Source organism: Serinicoccus marinus DSM 15273 (assembly GCF_008386315.1).
Taxonomy (GTDB): domain Bacteria; phylum Actinomycetota; class Actinomycetes; order Actinomycetales; family Dermatophilaceae; genus Ornithinicoccus; species Ornithinicoccus marinus.
The window spans coordinates 3,370,358-3,386,521 of sequence record NZ_CP043808.1; the positions used below are offsets into that span (position 1 = coordinate 3,370,358).

At 74.9% G+C, this 16,164-nt stretch carries 9 protein-coding genes and 1 pseudogene; 4 read left to right on the forward strand and 6 right to left on the reverse strand.

Going from position 1 to position 16,164, the window contains the following annotated elements; translation table 11 throughout:
• Positions 1 to 33 precede the first annotated feature (33 nt).
• The gene (locus FU792_RS16375) at positions 34 to 2,097 is read left to right on the forward strand and encodes an acyltransferase family protein (RefSeq protein WP_161600292.1); all 2,064 of its coding nucleotides are present in this window, start codon (positions 34 to 36) and stop codon (positions 2,095 to 2,097) included.
• A 20-nt stretch (positions 2,098 to 2,117) separates the two neighbouring features.
• Here the strand turns inward: FU792_RS16375 and FU792_RS16380 are convergent, their stop codons facing one another.
• The 3 genes from FU792_RS16380 to FU792_RS16390 are packed head-to-tail and all read right to left on the reverse strand — an operon-like array spanning position 2,118 to position 6,693.
• A complete protein-coding gene (locus tag FU792_RS16380; RefSeq protein WP_022923499.1) occupies positions 2,118 to 3,254 on the reverse strand; it encodes an ATP-grasp domain-containing protein in 1,137 nt (378 codons plus the stop codon).
• A complete protein-coding gene (locus FU792_RS16385) occupies positions 3,251 to 6,298 on the reverse strand; it encodes a glycosyltransferase (RefSeq protein ID WP_022923498.1) in 3,048 nt (1,015 codons plus the stop codon). The genes FU792_RS16380 and FU792_RS16385 overlap by 4 nt, the downstream gene beginning before the upstream one ends.
• A complete protein-coding gene (locus tag FU792_RS16390) occupies positions 6,295 to 6,693 on the reverse strand; it encodes a hypothetical protein (RefSeq protein WP_022923497.1) in 399 nt (132 codons plus the stop codon). The genes FU792_RS16385 and FU792_RS16390 overlap by 4 nt, the downstream gene beginning before the upstream one ends.
• Before the next feature lie 131 nt (positions 6,694 to 6,824).
• Between FU792_RS16390 and FU792_RS16395 the strand changes: the two genes are divergently transcribed.
• Together FU792_RS16395 and FU792_RS19470 are read left to right on the forward strand one after the other, a co-directional pair.
• A complete protein-coding gene (locus FU792_RS16395) occupies positions 6,825 to 8,822 on the forward strand; it encodes a glycosyltransferase family 2 protein (protein ID WP_022923496.1) in 1,998 nt (665 codons plus the stop codon).
• Between the two features lie 1,579 nt (positions 8,823 to 10,401).
• Positions 10,402 to 11,835 (forward strand): annotated as a pseudogene (locus FU792_RS19470) (glycosyltransferase family 4 protein); the annotation flags it as partial.
• Positions 11,836 to 11,879: 44 nt separating this feature from the next.
• On the opposite strand, the gene FU792_RS19475 reads toward FU792_RS19470, so the two are convergent.
• Positions 11,880 to 12,593 carry a glycosyltransferase gene (locus tag FU792_RS19475; RefSeq protein WP_420876882.1) on the reverse strand — a complete coding sequence of 238 codons (714 nt, stop codon included), beginning with the start codon at positions 12,591 to 12,593 and terminating at the stop codon, positions 11,880 to 11,882.
• On the opposite strand from FU792_RS19475, the gene FU792_RS16405 reads away from it, so the two are divergent.
• Entirely contained in the window at positions 12,559 to 12,981 is a 423-nt protein-coding gene (locus tag FU792_RS16405; protein ID WP_149814909.1) for a hypothetical protein, read from the forward strand. The genes FU792_RS19475 and FU792_RS16405 overlap by 35 nt on opposite strands.
• Positions 12,982 to 13,015: 34 nt before the next feature.
• On the opposite strand, the gene FU792_RS16410 is transcribed toward FU792_RS16405, so the two are convergent.
• Both FU792_RS16410 and FU792_RS16415 read right to left on the reverse strand, forming a co-directional pair.
• A complete protein-coding gene (locus tag FU792_RS16410; protein WP_149814910.1) occupies positions 13,016 to 14,851 on the reverse strand; it encodes an ATP-binding cassette domain-containing protein in 1,836 nt (611 codons plus the stop codon).
• Positions 14,848 to 16,113 (reverse strand): nucleotide sugar dehydrogenase, encoded by a 1,266-nt coding sequence (locus tag FU792_RS16415; RefSeq protein ID WP_022923491.1) that lies wholly within the window; start codon positions 16,111 to 16,113, stop codon positions 14,848 to 14,850. Before FU792_RS16415 ends, FU792_RS16410 begins: the two co-directional genes overlap by 4 nt.
• Between the last annotated feature and the right edge of the window lie 51 nt (positions 16,114 to 16,164).

Sequence of the window (16,164 nt, forward strand, 5' to 3'; positions counted from 1 at the left end):
GGACCCCCGGCGGTCCCTGGCACGATGGGCGGCATGCCGCGATCGGGTGGTTCAACGGGCCAGGACCGTCGTCGCGACATCGAGGGGTTGCGGGCGATCGCGGTCCTGGCGGTCCTGCTCTACCACCTGCGCGTGCCCGGCCTCGGCGGCGGCTTCGCCGGGGTCGACGTCTTCTTCGTCATCTCCGGCTTCCTCATCACCGGGCTGCTGCTGCGGGAGGTCGAGCGCACCGGCCGGGTCTCGCTGCGCGAGTTCTACGCCCGGCGCGCGCGCCGCCTCCTCCCGGCCGCCCTGGTGGTCATCGCCCTGACCTTCGCCGCCTCCTGGGTGGTGCTGTCCCCGACCACCCGTCCGGACCTGGTCGCCGACGTCCTCGGCTCCACCCTCTACGTCGTCAACTGGGTCCTGGCCGCCCGGTCCGTCGACTACCTCGCCGAGGGCGCCGGGGTCTCCCCGCTGCAGCACTACTGGTCGCTGGCCGTCGAGGAGCAGTTCTACTTCGTCTGGCCGCTGCTCGTCCTGTTCGGGCTGACGCTCGCCGCACGCAGCCGGTATGCCCCCCGCCGGGTCCTGCTCGCGCTGCTCGCCACCCTGACCGTCGCCTCCCTCGTCTGGTCCGTGGTGGCGACCGCGCAGAGCCCGACGACGGCATACTTCGTCACCCCGACGCGGCTGTGGCAACTGGGTGCCGGGGCGCTGCTCGCCTTCGCCGTCCCCGCGCTGCGCCGGTGGCCGCCCGGGGTGGCCCAGGTGATGGCCCTGCTGGGGCTCGCCCTCGTCGTGACGACCGTCCTCGCGGTGGACAGCTCGACACCCTGGCCGGGCTCGGCCGCCCTCCTCCCGGTGCTCGGCAGCGCCATGGTCCTCGCGGCCGGCTCGACGGGACACCCCACCCTGGTGTCTCGGGTGCTGGGCCTGCCGCCGATGGTGCTGCTCGGCGGCCTGTCCTACAGCATCTACCTCATCCACTGGCCGCTGCTCGTGCTGGTGGAGGAGCAGCGCGGGGCGCTCGGGCCGGTCGGCCTCACCCTCGTCGGCCTCGGCACGATCGGGCTCGCCGCGCTCATGCGGGTGCTGGTGGAGGACCCGGTCCGGTTCGGCTCCGGGCTCGCCGGCCGGCCCGGACGGACCCTCGTGGCCGCCGGCACGGGCATGGCCGTGCTGTCAGTCGCCGCCGGTGTGGCCTGGGCGACCCGGCCCACGCTCGGCGAGACGACGACCGCCGGCCCCGCGGCCCTGGTCGCGGACCCGTGGGACTCGCGGTGGGAGCTGCGTGAGGACCCGCGCTCCGCCTACGACACCGAGGGCCCGCTGCAGCCCGATCCCGCGCTGGCTCGCGAGGACGTGCCCACCTACTACGACCACGGCTGCCAGATCCAGGACGGCGTCGCGATGTTCGACACCAGCTGTGTCTACGGCGACCCCGACGCGGAGACGGTGGTCGCGCTGTGGGGCGACTCCAAGCTCGGGCAGTACGCCTCGGCCCTGGACGCCATCGCGCTGCGGGAGTCGTGGCGGCTGGAGTACTACCTCAAGAGCGCCTGCTCCCCGACGGTCCGCGGTGCGGTCGCCGAGGACTGCAACGCCTTCGGCCGCGCCACGGTCGAGGAGCTGATCGCCGACCCGCCGCACCTGGTCGTCATCGGCTCCGGCGGCTTCGAGGAGCCGGAGCAGGAGGGCATGGTCGAAGGGGTGCGCACCCTGATCGATGCGGGGATCGACGTCGTCGTCGTGGACGACAACCCGCACCCCGACCAGGCGGCCTATGAGTGCGCGGCCGAGCACCCGCGCGACCTGCTGGCGTGCGAGCGCCGGCCGAAGGACACCAGCGGGCGGCCCTTCCTCGCGCTTGTGCACGAGGCCACGGGGGCACCGGTGATCGACCCGAACCCGTGGATCTGCCCCGAGGAGGACACCTGCCCGGTGGCGATCGGCGGGCAGCTGGTCTACCGGCAGGGCAGCCACATCACCGACACCTACGCCCGCTCGCTCACCCCCTTCCTCTACCGCGGGCTCGCCGAGCTGGGCCTCACCGCGGCCTCCGCCCGGGACATCGCGCTCGACGACGTTCCGGCACGGCCGGGGGATGCGCGGTGACCGCCGGCACCGCCACCGCGTCAGCCCCGCCCCGGGCCGCACCACTGCGCGCACGGCACGATGCGCGGCGCCCAGGCACCCGGTTCCGCCGAGCGCGACACGTGCCCCTGCGGGTAGAGCTCGGGCATCGGGTGCTGCCCGTGGAGGATCCCCGGCGGACGGCCGGCCACGAGGTCGAGCTCGAGCCGGTTCGCGGCGTGCTCCCAGCCGCGACCCATCGCGTCGTCATGATGGGGCTTGAAGGGCTGTCGACCGCCAGGTGTCCGGGTCAGCTCGCCCAGCACCACCCCGCGCTCGGTGCCGTAGAGGTCGACCCGCACGAAGGGCAGCCCGACGGCGCGGGAGAGGTGACGCGCGATCCCGACCATCTCGGGCAGGTCGTCGGGCGGCGCAATGCTGTCGTCGGAGTCCCGGCCGATCATCACCGCGCCGAGGTCGGCGCCCTCGGCGTCGACGTAGCGGAACCCCATCGACCGCAGGTGCCCGTGGCGCGGCACGCGGCGCAGCATCACGTGCTGCACCTCGCCGTAGCTGACGTTGATCTTCACGTCGTCCGGGATCGGACCCCCGCCGGGCTGCCGCAGCACCTCCTCGGCGAAGAAGGGGCCGCTGATCCGACCGCGGGAGGCCCGGTCCACGAAGTGCACGCGCACCTCGTCACCGGTCAGGCGCCGGACGCCGTCGATGGTCTCGTAGCGGCCCTCCGCGAGCCGCCGCAGCGGGAGCACGCCGTGGCTGCCGGCCCCGCCGTCGGACTTCAGTACGACCTCCTCCGGCAGCTCGGCGAGGTCGATCTGCGCGGCATCCTCCCAGACCGCGAGGACCTGCGGCACCGGGATGCCGTGGCTGGCCGCAAGTCGGTAGTTGCGCAGCTTGAACGGCAGGTGCCGCAGCGGGTGCCGCCGCTCGGGGTCGAGCTGGCGCAGGTCCTCCGTCATCCTTCGGAGCGTGATGAGGTGCTGCGTGAAGCTCGAGCGCTGCGCCAGCTCGTCCGGGTCGACGAGCTTCGCGGCGCGGTCCCGCTCGTCCGCGAGCTGCTGCTCCAGGGCGTCACGGGTGCGCTCCAGCTCCCGGATGCGGCGGTTGCGGGCGCGCAGCTCGGCGTCCCGCTTCGCCAGGGGTGGGACGCGCTTGACGACCTCGCGGCGCAGGTTCATGGGCTCTCCTCGCGGACGGGTGCCGGGGCGTGGTCGACCGCCCCGTCGGTGTCGGGATGGTCGGCGGTGTGCTGGTCGTCGAGGCCGTCGGGGCGCTGCGCCCAGCGGGGCCGGGCCGTCCAGGTCCAGCCCGGCGGTGGCTCGCCCCAGGCCCGGTATGCCCGGTCCCGGGGGCCTTCGTCCGCCCTCTCCTCGTCGGTGGCGCCGGTGCCTGGGGAGCCGTCGTCGAGGCTCGCGGCACCGCTGCCCGGGTGCCGATCGGGGCTCCCCCGGTCCCGGGTGGCCTCCAGGACGAGACCGCCCTGCTCCAGCCGCACCCGGCGGACCCCGTCCGGAGCCCCGTCGAGGACCCCGGCCGGCGACCAGTCCGGGCCCGGTGGGTCGGGCACCCTCTCGACCAGCCACGCGGCGAGCACGTCGGACGACAGCGCGTCGTGCTCCACCCGGAGCGCGTCGGCACGGGTGGCGTCACCCGCGCTGCGCAGCGGGAGGGTGAGCGGCGAGGGTGCCGCCGGACCGGATGCCGGGGGAGCGTCCTGCAGCAGCGGCCGGATCCGGTCCACGAAGCCCGAGCGGCCGTAGCGCTCCCGCACCAGCGCGAGCGTGCGCTCCACCCGGGCGCGGTAGGCGGCCGGGTCGGCGGCATACCGCGCCACCAGGGCCTGGGCCTCGCCGGGCGCCGCGTAGTCGACGAGGTCGCCGAAGGTGGGCCGGTGCTTGGGGTCGGCGATGGTGAGGACGCCGCTGGCGGCGGCCTCGAGCAGGGTGCGGCCGAAGGCCTCGTGCGCGTCCGGGTTGTCCAGGTAGACGTAGAAGTCGAGGTCGGCCAGGAAGGGGCGCACGTCCTCGGTCGTGGCCGGCAGCACCCGCCACCCCGCGGGCAGCTGCGGCGGCTCGCCCCGGTCGGCCGCCGCCGCACGCAGCGCCTCCACCGTCTGCTCCCCGCCGAGGATGCGGATCTCGTGCCCCGGGCCGAAGGCATACCCCCGCTCCAGCGCGGCCCAGGAGGTGGGGAACTTGATCCGGTCGTCGCGCGAGTGGCGTCCGACGACGACCGTCCCGCCGGCACCGGGTGCCCGGGCGGTCGGTCGGACCGCCCAGGCGTCGGCGTCGATGAGGCCCGGGTTGTCCCAGTCGGTGAGCGGGACCGAGGGGTCCTGCTCACGCAGCACGCGTCGGATGGTCGGGCTCTGCGGCACCCAGGTCACCGGGGCGCCGAAGAGCTCGCGGGCGCGCCCGGTGACGTCCGCGACGACGTAGCGCTGGTCGGTGCCGTCGGGCTCGACCGGTCCCTGGTTGGCCATGACCAGCACCTGGCGGACCCGGGCGACGCGGCTCAGGCGAGGCGGGTACTGCAGGATCGGGGGGTAGCGCACGAGCAGCACGTCGATGTCGACGTCGTCGTCCGGCTGCACCCAGCTCACCGCGCCGGAGCGCACCAGCTCGGTGAACGGCGCGACCAGCGGCTGGTCCTGCGCCGACATGAAGCGCAGCGCCTCCAGGTGCATGACCCCGACCCGCAGCCCCGCGTCGAGGGCGGCCCGGATCTCCTCCATCATCGAGCGCTGCGGTCCGCCGAACTTGCGCCAGTCACCAGCGATCACCAGGTCCAGCGTCTCCGGCGTGGTCCGCAGCAGCGGGTGCGTGGGGCGGCTCCAGCGGTGCGGCTCGGGGAAGCGCCGCGGCTGCTCCGGGTCGAGGTATGCCCGCTGCGCCCCGGCCGTGACGGCCTCGTGCCAGGGGGTGTAGAGCGCCTTGTACTGCTGCCGCGCCGGGTGGCGGTAGCCGTTGGCGAACTCCTCCGAGGACAACGTGCTGCCGCCGCCGCGCAGGATGGTCGTGGTCTCCTCGATGTCCCGGATCACCGGTCCGCAGGCCGCCTCCAGGCGGCGGGCGAACTCGGTGTCGGCGCCCTTGCGGGTCGGGTCGAAGAAGCCGATCCGGGAGAGCACCGGGCGCAGCCGGAAGCACACCGTCGCGGCCGAGGCGAAGCGCGGCTGGTAGCCCGGGCGGGTGAGCACGAGATCGGGGCTGACCCGCACCCCCTGGGCGCGCGTGGCCAGCAGGCCGGGATCGGCGAGCAGCGGCCCCAGGCAGGTCTCCAGCGTCTGCGGGTGCCACCAGTCGTCGGAGTCCACGACGATCGCGAACTCCCCGCGCGCCTGCCGAAGCGCGGTGTTGCGCGCCCGGTAGGTGCCGCCGTTGACGGCCTTGCGGATCACGCGGACGCGCGGGTCGAGGGCCTCGACCTGGGCGAGCAGCGCCGCGTGACCGGGGCTCGGCCCCGAGGCGTCGTCGACGACGAGCAGCTCGAGGTCGGCCCAGGTCTGCGCCAGGACCGAGCGCACCGCGGTGAGCAGCGCCGGGCCGGGGCGGTAGCTGCTCATGAGCACGGTGACCAGGCCGGAGTCGCGCACCGGCTCGGTCCCGCTCACCGCGAGCCGGTCCAGGTCCGGCGCCGATCCCGGAGGGGGCGGGAGGACCGGGGCCAGCCGTCCGCTGCCCAGGGCGGCGGAGAAGGCCCGCGCCCAGTCCTGGCCCCGGTCCGCGGCGGCCGGGTTCAGCCGCGGGTGCAGGGCGTCGGCGCGCACCGAGGAGGCCACGCCAGGGCGGACCCGGCGGTCGGCCACCAGCCGGACGGCCCCCTCCGGGTCGCCGCCGAGCACCCGCAGCTGGGCGAGCATCTCGACGTGCTCACGGCGCAACCCGCCCATGACCGTCGATCCGGGCGCGAACAGCTGCTCCAGCAGCCCCCGGGCGACGGCGACGTCGTCCGCCTCCCCGGTCTGGACCGCCAGCACCCGCGCGTGGTCGGCCACGCCGAGCGGGTCCGCGCCGGGTGGCGGGCCGGCGTCCGAGGGCCGGGTCGCCCAGTCGGCCAGGTCGGCCGGGGTGTGCCCGGGCCAGGCGAGCTCGGCCAGCACCTCCCGGGCGTGGACCGACCGGGTCCGCAGCGCGGTCGCGGCCAGCGCCCGCGAGCGCCGCCGGGCGATCCGCCCGTGGTCGGCCGCCACCCCCTGCGTGGTGGACCGGGGCGAGGTCACCGGGGGTCGTGGTCGTGTGCTGGGCGACCGGCGGCGAGCCGGGCCAGGGCCTCGTCCAGCGTGACCTGCATCCGGTCCAACCGGCCGGTGTACTGCGCCTGCAGCACCTGCACGGCGCCGAGCACGTCGGCCGGTGCGGCCTGCTGGACGGGGACGGGGCTCGCGGCAGACCCCTGCCCGGAGCCGGCCGCCCGACGGATCTCGTCACGCAGGTAGTTGCGCATCGACCGCACCCGGCGCCAGGAGTCCAGCTGGACCGCGAGGATGGCGGCGCCGAGGAGCCCTCCGGCGGCCGCCGCCAGCACCGGCAGCTCCAGCGCCACCCCGAGCACGAGGACCAGAGCCAGGGCGATCCCGGCTGCACTGCCGACGAGAGGGACGAGGCGAGCGGGCACGCGGCCGACCTTCCTGCGCGGGTTGGGGGTGTCGGTGCTCGGGCACCGGTCGAGACGGTGTTCACTGTACCCGGGGCCGGGCGCTGCGGTCCGGCACCACGCACTGCCGTGAGAAAGAGCATCAGACCCTCGTGACCAGCCAGAGCAACGACCCGTCCCAGGCGTGGCTCGCCTGGCAGCTGCGGCACGGCGCAGGGGCGGTCGACCCCGTCCCGCTCTTCCACCAGACGCTGCGCACCCGGTCGGGGGCCGGGCTGGACGCCCTCGCCGAGCTCGCGACCGGCGGCCGGCAGTCCCCGCAGGGCCTGCTCGCGGAGGTGCTCGCCAAGGGTGCTCCTCCGGGGGACTCGCTGCGCCCGGCACGGCGACGCGCGCTGGCAGGGGTCGCCTTCGCCTGGGCCGGGATGCTGCGCACCCCTGAGGAGCTACTGGCCTCCGCCCTGGTCTTCGAGGCGCTCTGGCCCGGCGACGGCCTGACCTGGCTCGGGCCGCAGCTACGGCTCACCGGGCTGCAGACGCTCTTCCTCGCCGGGCGGCACGAGCAGCTCGCGGCGCTGCTCCCCGCGGTGCGGGACCTCCACCCGGACGCGGAGCACTACCTGCGGGTGGACCTCGCCAACCCGCACGGTCCGGCCACGGCCACCGCCGACGAGCAGCGGTGGGACGAGCTGCTCGCGCAGCGCTTCACCGAGCGCGGGCTGGCCGCCCCCAGCCTCCAGGCCGACGGCCAGGCCGCGGGAGCGGAGGCCCGCAGCCCGTTCGACCGGCTCGAGGCCCCGGGGGCACGACCGGGGACCGCGAGTGGGGAGCTCGTGACCGTCATCATGCCGAGCTGGCGGCCGGACGAGGGCCTGGTCACCGCGGTCCGGTCCATCTGCGCGCAGACGTATGCCGACCTCGAGATCGTCGTCGTGGACGACTGCTCGGGTCCCGAGCACGCCGAGACCTACGCCCGGGTCGCCGCCCTCGACCCCCGGGTCCGGGTGCTGACGATGGACCGCAACGGCGGCTCCTACCTCGGTCGTGCGGCGGCGATCGAGGCCTCCCGCGGCAGCCTCATCACCTTCCAGGACGCCGACGACTGGTCCCACCCGTCCCGCGTCGAGCTCCAGGTGGCGGCGCTGGAGGAGGCCGGACCGGACACCCCGATGACCCGTAGCCGCGCGGTGCGCGCCAAGGACGACCTCACCCACCAGTGGCTCGGCTACCGCGCGGTCCGCGAGAACGCCTCCTCGCTGCTGCTGCGCCGCAGCATCCTGGCTCGCACCGGCGGCTTCGCGCCGATCCGCAAGGGCGCGGACTCGGAGTTCGCGGAGCGGGTCGCCCGGCTGCACGGGGCGATCGTCGACGTCCGGGAGCCGCTGGCGGTGACGCGGCTGCGCTCGGGTTCGCTCTCCCGGGGTGACTTCACCTTCTCCTGGACCGCACCGGAGCGCCGTGCCTTCCGCTCCAGCTTCATGGCCTGGCACCGGCGGCTCGCCCGGCGCCGCCGGCAGGAGCCCGGCGAGCTGCGGGTGCAGGACGCCGAGCTGGCCACCCTGCCCTTCCCCGTCCCGGCCGCGTGGGTGCGGGATCTCCCTGCCGCCGACCACGTCCCCGACCGGCTGGGCACCGCCTACCTCGGCTCCTTCTCCCAGCCGCACGGCAGCCGCGGCGGGGACTGGCTGATGCGGGCCTTGCGCGAGGGGGCCCCCGGTGCCCCCGCCGGGGTGTGGCACCAGGACCTGCGCGCCACGACCGAGCTGCGCCGGCCCGAGCTCGACCGCGCCCTCGACGACCCGCTGCTCGACGGGCAGGCCTGGCTTGTCTCGCGACTGGACCGGATCACTGCCGGACGGCTGGTTGTGCTCGATCCCTCGGTGCTCTCCCTCATGCGCGACCAGGAGGTCCGGGTGCGCGCCGATGACGTCGAGGTCTGGCTCGCACCGGAGGACGTCACCCCGGGCTCCGCAGGGCTGCCGGAGGATCTCCTCGGGGCCTCCGACCTGCTCTCGTCGTGGTTCGGCCTCCGTCCCCGCTGGGTGCTGGCCCCGTGGCTGGACGAGCGGGAGCAGACGATGGTCCGGGAGGCGCTGCCCGGGCTCGACGTGATGGCGGCGCAGGCCGGTGAGGTCACCGGTGCCCGCTGACCCGGCGACCGACGGTCGCGACGTCAGCTCGGCCCTGGTGCTCGTCACCGGCCGGCCCAGCCCCGGGACGCGCGAGGCCCTGGACCTGCTGCGGGGTCTGCTGCCGGGAGCCGTGCTGCTGCGGACCGGGCCGGCCGCCCCCGACCTGGTGGAGGGTCACGAGCTGCGTGCCAGCCGCACGCGTTCGTCGTGGCGGCGCCCGCTGCTGGCCGGCGCCGAGCGCGTGGTCCCGCGCGGGCTCCGGGCCGGCCTCGCCACCCGCTTCGACCCCCGCTTCCGCGAAGGTCTCCGGGAGACCGACGTCCTCGTCGTGCTGGGTCCCGGCGGGCGCGCCGTCGCCCGGACCGCGCACCAGTTCGCGGCCGAGGTCCCGGTCCTCGAGGGCACGCCCGCTCTCCGGAGGCTGTGCACCGAGCTGGCGCTGGGCACCCTGCCGCAGCTCGGTGCCGCGCCACGACCGGTGCTGCCGACCGGGACGCTCGACCGGCTGATGACCGCGATCGCGGTGCTCGCGGGGCCCGCCCGGCCCCAGGGGCCGGTGCGGCAGCGGTTGCGGGCGACCCCGTGGCTGACCCGCGACACCGACCAGCGCGACGCGCTGCTCAGCGTCCTGGCGCCGGCGCTCGGCGCGGAGGACCCGGTGCTGCGGGCGTGGACCCTGCACCGGGAGGTCCTGGCGGGAGGCGGGGAGGTGCCTGCCGACGCCCAGCGGCTCGCGGCCGCGGCCGACCTGCTCCTGGCGGCCGACCAGGTGCTGGACGCCGAGCCGCAGACCGCCGCGCGGTGGGCCGCGCTGGCGCTGCGCCTGCGACCCCCCGGTCACGACGCCTCCGTCGGCACACCCGAGGAGCACCCCGCCCCGACGGGCAGCCGCACCTGGAGCCTCCTCACCGACCCGCCCCCCTGCGTCGCGACCTCGCCCGAGGCCGGGACGACCCCGACCGACGCAGGGTCGGACGGCGAGGAGCGGGCGCAGGGCCGGGGCGCGGCCCGCCGCGTGCTGCTGCTGCCCGCCGGGGCATCGGGCCCGTCCCTGCGGGCGCTCCTCAACCTGTCCCCCGCGGTCCGCGTGCTGTCGCCGAGCAGCGGTGACATCCCCTCCTCGCTGCGCGGTGACACCGTCCCGGACGCCCTGGTCGAGGCGCGGCTGCGCGCCGGGCTGGGCCTGCCCTGGACCGGCTACCCCGGTCCCACCGCGGCGCTGCGGGACCAGGACCCGGAGGTCGCGCTCGTCGACGGTGCCGACCAGCGGGCGGTGCTGGCCTCGCTCGCCCTGCCCCGCTCCTGCCGCCTGGTCGCCCTCGTGCGGCCCGCCGACCTCGACGCGCCGTGGCTCGACCTGCTCGATGCGAGACGCTGGCACGCGCTGCTGGTCGAGGACGACGACACGGGCGCCCGGGTCCGGAACCGCCTCGAGCGGCACGACGCACAGCTCCCGCCGGTGAGGGTCGTGCCCGGACTGGGCAGCCTGCGCACCGAGGCCCCGGACGCGTCGGCGCGCGAGGCCCTGCGGTCCACCGTCCTCGGGGACCTCGGTCGCCTCGGGGAGCTGAGCGCGACCGGCCGGCACGACGGGGCGATGTCCCTCGTGCGGCACGCCCTGGACGAGGCGGAGAGCTCCGGGCGCCCCGATGCCGCCCTGCTCCAGCAGGCGGCCCTGACCACCACCCGCGCCGGGGAGCCCACGCTGCGGCTGGAGGTGCTGCGACGATGGGCCGCGATCGACCCCCGTCCGCACGTGCGTGCCCTGGTCACCGAGCAGGAGGGGAGGCTGCGCGAGTTCTCTCCCGGCTGGCTGCCCGGCGACCTGCCCCCCACCCCCGTGGATCCCGAGCCCGGCCGGGTGCTGCACCTGCTCAAGGTGTCCCTGCCCCAGCGCACGAGTGGCTATGCCGTGCGCTCGGCCTACCTGCTGGGCGAGCGCGCCCGGGGCGGCGAGGACGTCCTCGCCGCGACCGCGCTGGACTTCCCAGGCGAGCCGGCGCCCCCGGTGGAGACCGTGGCGGGGGTCCGGCACCTGCGGCTCACCCGGGAGGAGGTCCCGGCCCGCGAGGGCGCGGACGCCTACCTGGACGCCTTCGCGCGACGGCTGCTGGCGGAGGTCGTGCGGCACCGCCCCGCGCTCCTGCACGCGCACTCCGGCCACCGGGGCTACGAGCTGGCGCTCGTGGCGCTCGCCGTCGGCCGGGCCACCGGCATACCCGTCGTCTACGAGGTGCGGGGGCTGTTCGAGGGGGTGTGGACCTCGGACGTCGAGCGTGCCACCGACAGCGAGCTCTACCGGTTACGGCGTGCGCTGGAGACGAGGGTCCTCGGCGAGGCGGCAGCGGTGGTCACGCTCAGCGAGTCGATGCGCCAGGACATCCTCGACCGCCCGGGGCAGGGCGGGCGGATCGACCCGGCGCGGGTCGTGGTGGTGCCCAACGGCGTCGACGACCAGGCCATCGCCCCCCGGACGCCGCGGGCCGACCTGCGCCGACGGCTCGGGCTCGACGACGCCTTCGTGGTCGGCTACGTCAGCAACCTGGACCACCCGCGGGAGGGCCAGGAGGTGCTGGTCGAGGCGGTCGCGCAGCTGCGCCGGCGGGGCATCCCGGTGACCGCCGTGCTGGTCGGCGGGGGTGAGCGAGCGGAGTCCCTGCGGCAGCGCGCCGCGGACCTCGGGGTCGCCGAGCACGTCGTGCTCACCGGGCAGGTGCCGCACGCGGAGGTCGGTGACTACTACGCGCTGCTCGACGTCTTCGTCGTGCCGCGCATCGACGAACGGGCGGCCCGCCTCGTGACCCCGCTCAAGCCCTACGAGGCGATGGCGATGGGGCTGCCGGTGGTGGTCTCCGCGCTGCCCGCGCTGCTGGAGATCGTCGGCGACGCCGAGCGGGGCGTGGCCTTCCCCGCAGGCGACGCCGCCGCCCTGGCCGAGGTGCTCGACCGGCTCCGGCAGGATCCCGCGCGGCGTGCCGAGCTCGCCGCCGCGGGCCGCTCGTGGGTGCGCGAGCACCGCACCTGGCGGGCGCTGGCGGCCCGCTACGACGAGGCGTACGCCCTCGCGACCGAGGGTCAGCGGGAGGCGCCAGCGAGCCGCTCCATGGCGGTGACGAACTCCGCTGAGTGGACCCCCCAGTCGAGCTCGCGGCGTGCGAGGTCGTGCCCGCGCCGTCCGAGCTCCGCCGCGGCCGCCGGGTCCGCCACCCAGGCCAGCAGCTGCTCGACGGTCTGCTCGACGTCGTGGAAGGGGACGACCGTGCCGGCACCGCTGCGGTCGACGAGGTCCACCGCCCGGGGCAGCGGGGTGCTGATGACCGGGACGGCGTGCGCGAGGTACTCCACCACCTTGGTCGGCATGCTCGGCCGGAAGTTCTCCACGTCGTGGAGCAGCGAGAGCCCGGCGAGCGCCCCGTCGAGCCGGTCCAGGGCCCGGTCGGCAGGCAGGAACCCGGACCACTCCAGATGGCCCGCGCGTTGCGCCGCCTGCAGCTGCTCGGTGGTGGCCGACCCGTGCGCCGGACCGACGATCTCCAGCACCGCGCGGCCCTCGGTGCGGGCGGCCAGCTGCTCACCCACCCGCACGAGCTCACCCACGCCGCGCTCCCGCGTCAGGCTGCCGAGGTAGACCACGCGCAGCCGCCCCTGCTCGTCCGGCGTCCCGGCAGGCGGGGGGTCAGGGGGCACCGGGGTGGTGTTGGGCACCACCAGGTGCGGCTGGGCGAAGCGCTGGGCGTAGTCCTCGTCGGCGAGGATGAGGACCATCCGACGCTCGGCGCTGCGCTCCATCGTCGAGGCCAGCGAGCGCAGCGGCCCGCGCAGCCGGGCCGGCACCCAGGACCGCAGGTCGACCACCGCCGCGGTGTCCTCGTGCACGTCCCACACCGTGAGCGGCAGCGAGATGCCGAGGGTGCTCGGCACGAGCTCGGGGTCGTGCAGCAGCACCACGTCGTGCCGGGGGCCGTGCTCGCGCATCACCCGGCGGGCATCCCGCTGCGCGGCGAACCGTCGGCGTCCGCTGGAGCGCGTCAGGTCGAGCGCCGTCAGCCCCGGCACCGTCCCGTCGTCGGGGGGCTGCGCGCCGTGCCCGGCCCAGGGCGCCGCGAAGGTGACCTCCCACCCCGCGGCGAGGAGGCTGGCGATCTGGCGGTGCCGGATGCGTGCGTCCTCCGGGTGATGGACGACGGTGACGACGAGGATCCGGCGGGAGGTCACCAGTTGCCCTCCGGCTCCCACTTGCGCAGCAGGTCCCGGGCGGCGTCGGCCCCCTGCTCCTGCATGACCCGGTTGATCTCCTCGTAACGCTCGCGCCACACCTGGCGGTGCTTGCCGTACTTACGACCGTACAGGCCGTTGATCACCGACGGCCGGCCGTCGCCGAGCAGCCGCCCGTCGTCCATCCACAGGACCCGGGTGCAGAGCTGGTTGATGCGACGTCGGCTGTGGGCCACGAGGAAGACGGTGCCCGCCTGCTCCCGGATCTGCTCGATCCGCTCGGTGGCCCGGGCGCGGAAGTGCTCGTCGCCGGTGGCCAGCGCCTCGTCCACGATGAGGATGTCGGGCACGACAGCGGTGGAGATGGCGAAGCGCAACCGGGCCGCCATCCCGCTGGAGTAGCTGCTCATCGGGAGGTCGATGAAGTCGCCGATGTCGGCGAACTCGATGATGTCGTCCATCCGGCGTCGCACCTGGGCCGGGGTGAGACCGAGCGCCTGGGCACCGATCCAGATGTTGTCGCGGCCGCTGAGCTTGCGCTGCAGGACGGCGTTGACCCCGAGCAGCGCCGCCTTGCCACCCAACCAGATCGTGCCGTTGGTCGGAGGCACCAGCCCGGCGACCGCGCGCAGCAGGGTCGACTTGCCTGACCCGTTGCGCCCGATGATGCCGATCGACTCCCCGCGGTAGGCGACGAAGGACACGTCCTTGACCGCATGCACCTCCTGGACGCCCAGGCCGGGGGTGCTGCGGCTGAACAGCCGCCGCAGGGCGGACTCCGCCTCGTCCTCGGGCTGGTCCTGCTTCTTCGGGCTGCCGTAGATGCGGTACTTGATGTCGACGTGCGAGACGACGACCGAGGGGATCCGCTCTCCCTCGACGGACACCTGCTCGGCCCCGCCGGGCGGCTGCCTCTGCTCAGGCGCGGCCATACGTGCCCTCCCCCCCCAGAAGACGACGAAGCCGACGCCGAGGAGCAGCACCGCCCAGGCCCCGGCGACCGCCCACGTCTCCCACCGGACCGGGAAGCCCTCCATGAGCGTCTCGCGCACCAGCGTCAGGCTCACCGCGACGGGTTGGTAGGCGAGCACCGCCCCGACCCAGTCGGGGACGCCGTCGAGGTCGCCGAAGCGGGCGTCGATCGAGAAGAAGACCCCGGAGACGTAGCGCATGAGCCGGACGACGAGGGGGACCATGTTGCTGAGGTCGCGCACGGCGTGCACCAGCCGGGAGATGAGCATGGCCAGCCCCAGGCCCATCATCACCACCACCAGCAGGGCCACCGGGAAGAGCAACCACTCCCACGTGATCGGCTCACCGCTGATGAGCGCGATGACCACGAGCACGAGGAAGGCGGGGATGTTGTTGACGAACTCGGAGACCACGACGACCACCGGCAGCAGCACCCGGGGGAAGGCCAGCGAGCGCATCATGCCCACCTTGCCCATGAGCGCCCGGGCGCCGGAGGTGAGCGTCGCCGAGATGAAGGTGAAGGTGAACAGCCCGATGGTGAGGAAGCTGACGAAGTTGTCGACGTCCCGCTCCAGGCCGAGCAGCTTGCCGAAGATGAGGTAGTAGGCGACGCCCAGCATGATCGGGTTGATGACCGACCAGAGGATGCCCAGGTAGTTGTCCCGGTGCTGGCTGATCACCTCGCCCTTGGCCAGCGACCACATGAGGTGCCGGTAGCGCCAGATCTCGCCGACGTACTCCCGCAGCGTGGGCCGGGTGGCGACCTGCTCCATGCCGTGGCGGCGCGCGAGGTCGGCCGCGGCGTCGTGATCCAGCGCGAGCGGCTGGTGGTGCGGCTCGGGCCCGAGGTCGGCGCTCACAGCCGGACGACCTTCTCTCCCCCGGCGGCGGCGCCGCGGGTGTCGAAGAAGGCCTGCGAGGCGGCGGCGAGGGCGTCCACGTCGTAGCCCCGGTGGTTCTGCACCAGGATCGTCAGGTCCGCCTCGCCGGCCGCGGTCGCCGGGTCCTCGACCCGACCGGACACCGAGTCGCCCGCCGCGTGCCACTCCTGCACGTGCGGGTCGTGGTAGAGCACGGAGGCGCCCTTGGCGGCCAGCAGCCGGGCCAGCGGCACCGCCGGCGACTCGCGCTGGTCGGCGATGTTCGGCTTGTAGGTCACGCCGAGCAGGAGCACGGTCGAGCCGTTGAGCGGCTTGCCCGCGGAGTTGAGGATGTCCTGGGCCCGCCCGACGACGTAGGCCGGCATACCTGCGTTGATCTCCTGGGCCAGCTCGACGAAGCGGAACGGGTAGCCCAGCCGGGCCCGGACGTTGTGGGAGAGGTAGTTGGGGTCGATCGGGATGCAGTGCCCCCCGACGCCCGGACCGGGGTAGAACGCCTGGAAGCCGAACGGCTTGGAGCTGGCGGCCCCGATGACGTCCCAGAGGTCGATGCCGAGCTCGTGGCAGAACCGGGTCATCTCGTTGACCAGCGCGATGTTGATGTGCCGGTAGGTGTTCTCCAGCAGCTTGGCGGTCTCCGCCTCCCGGGTGCCCTTGGTCCGGACCACGGTGTCGACGAAGCGGCCGTAGAAGTCGGCCGCCGCGTCGCTGCAGGACGGCGTGTGCCCGCCGACCACCTTCGGGGTGTTCTTGGCACCGAAGCGCTCGTTGCCGGGGTCGATCCGCTCCGGCGAGAAGGCCAGGTGGAAGTCCTCGCCCGCGACCAGCCCGCCGGCCTCCAGGACGGGCCGCACCACCTCGTCGGTCGTGCCGGGGTAGGTCGTGGACTCCAGGATCACGAGCATGCCGGGAGCCAGGTTGCGGGCCACGGCGGCGACCGCCGACTCCACCGCCCGCAGGTCCGGACCGCCCTCCGGCGACAGCGGCGTCGGCACGCAGATGACGGCGGTCCCCGCCTCCGCGATCCGCGCCTCGTCCGTCGTGGCCTCGAAGCCCCCGTCACGCATCTGCGCGATGTCGTCGTCGGCGAGGTCGTCGACGTGCGACCGGCCCTCGTTGAGGGCGTCCACCACCCCCTGGTGGATGTCGAATCCCAGCACGCGCATCCCCGCCCGCGTCGCTTCCTGCGCCAGCGGGAGGCCGACGTATCCCAGGCCGATGATGACAGCGTCGACAGCCACGGTGGCAGGACTCCTTCGAGACGGGGGTGGGGTGCGAACGCGCGCGCCCTG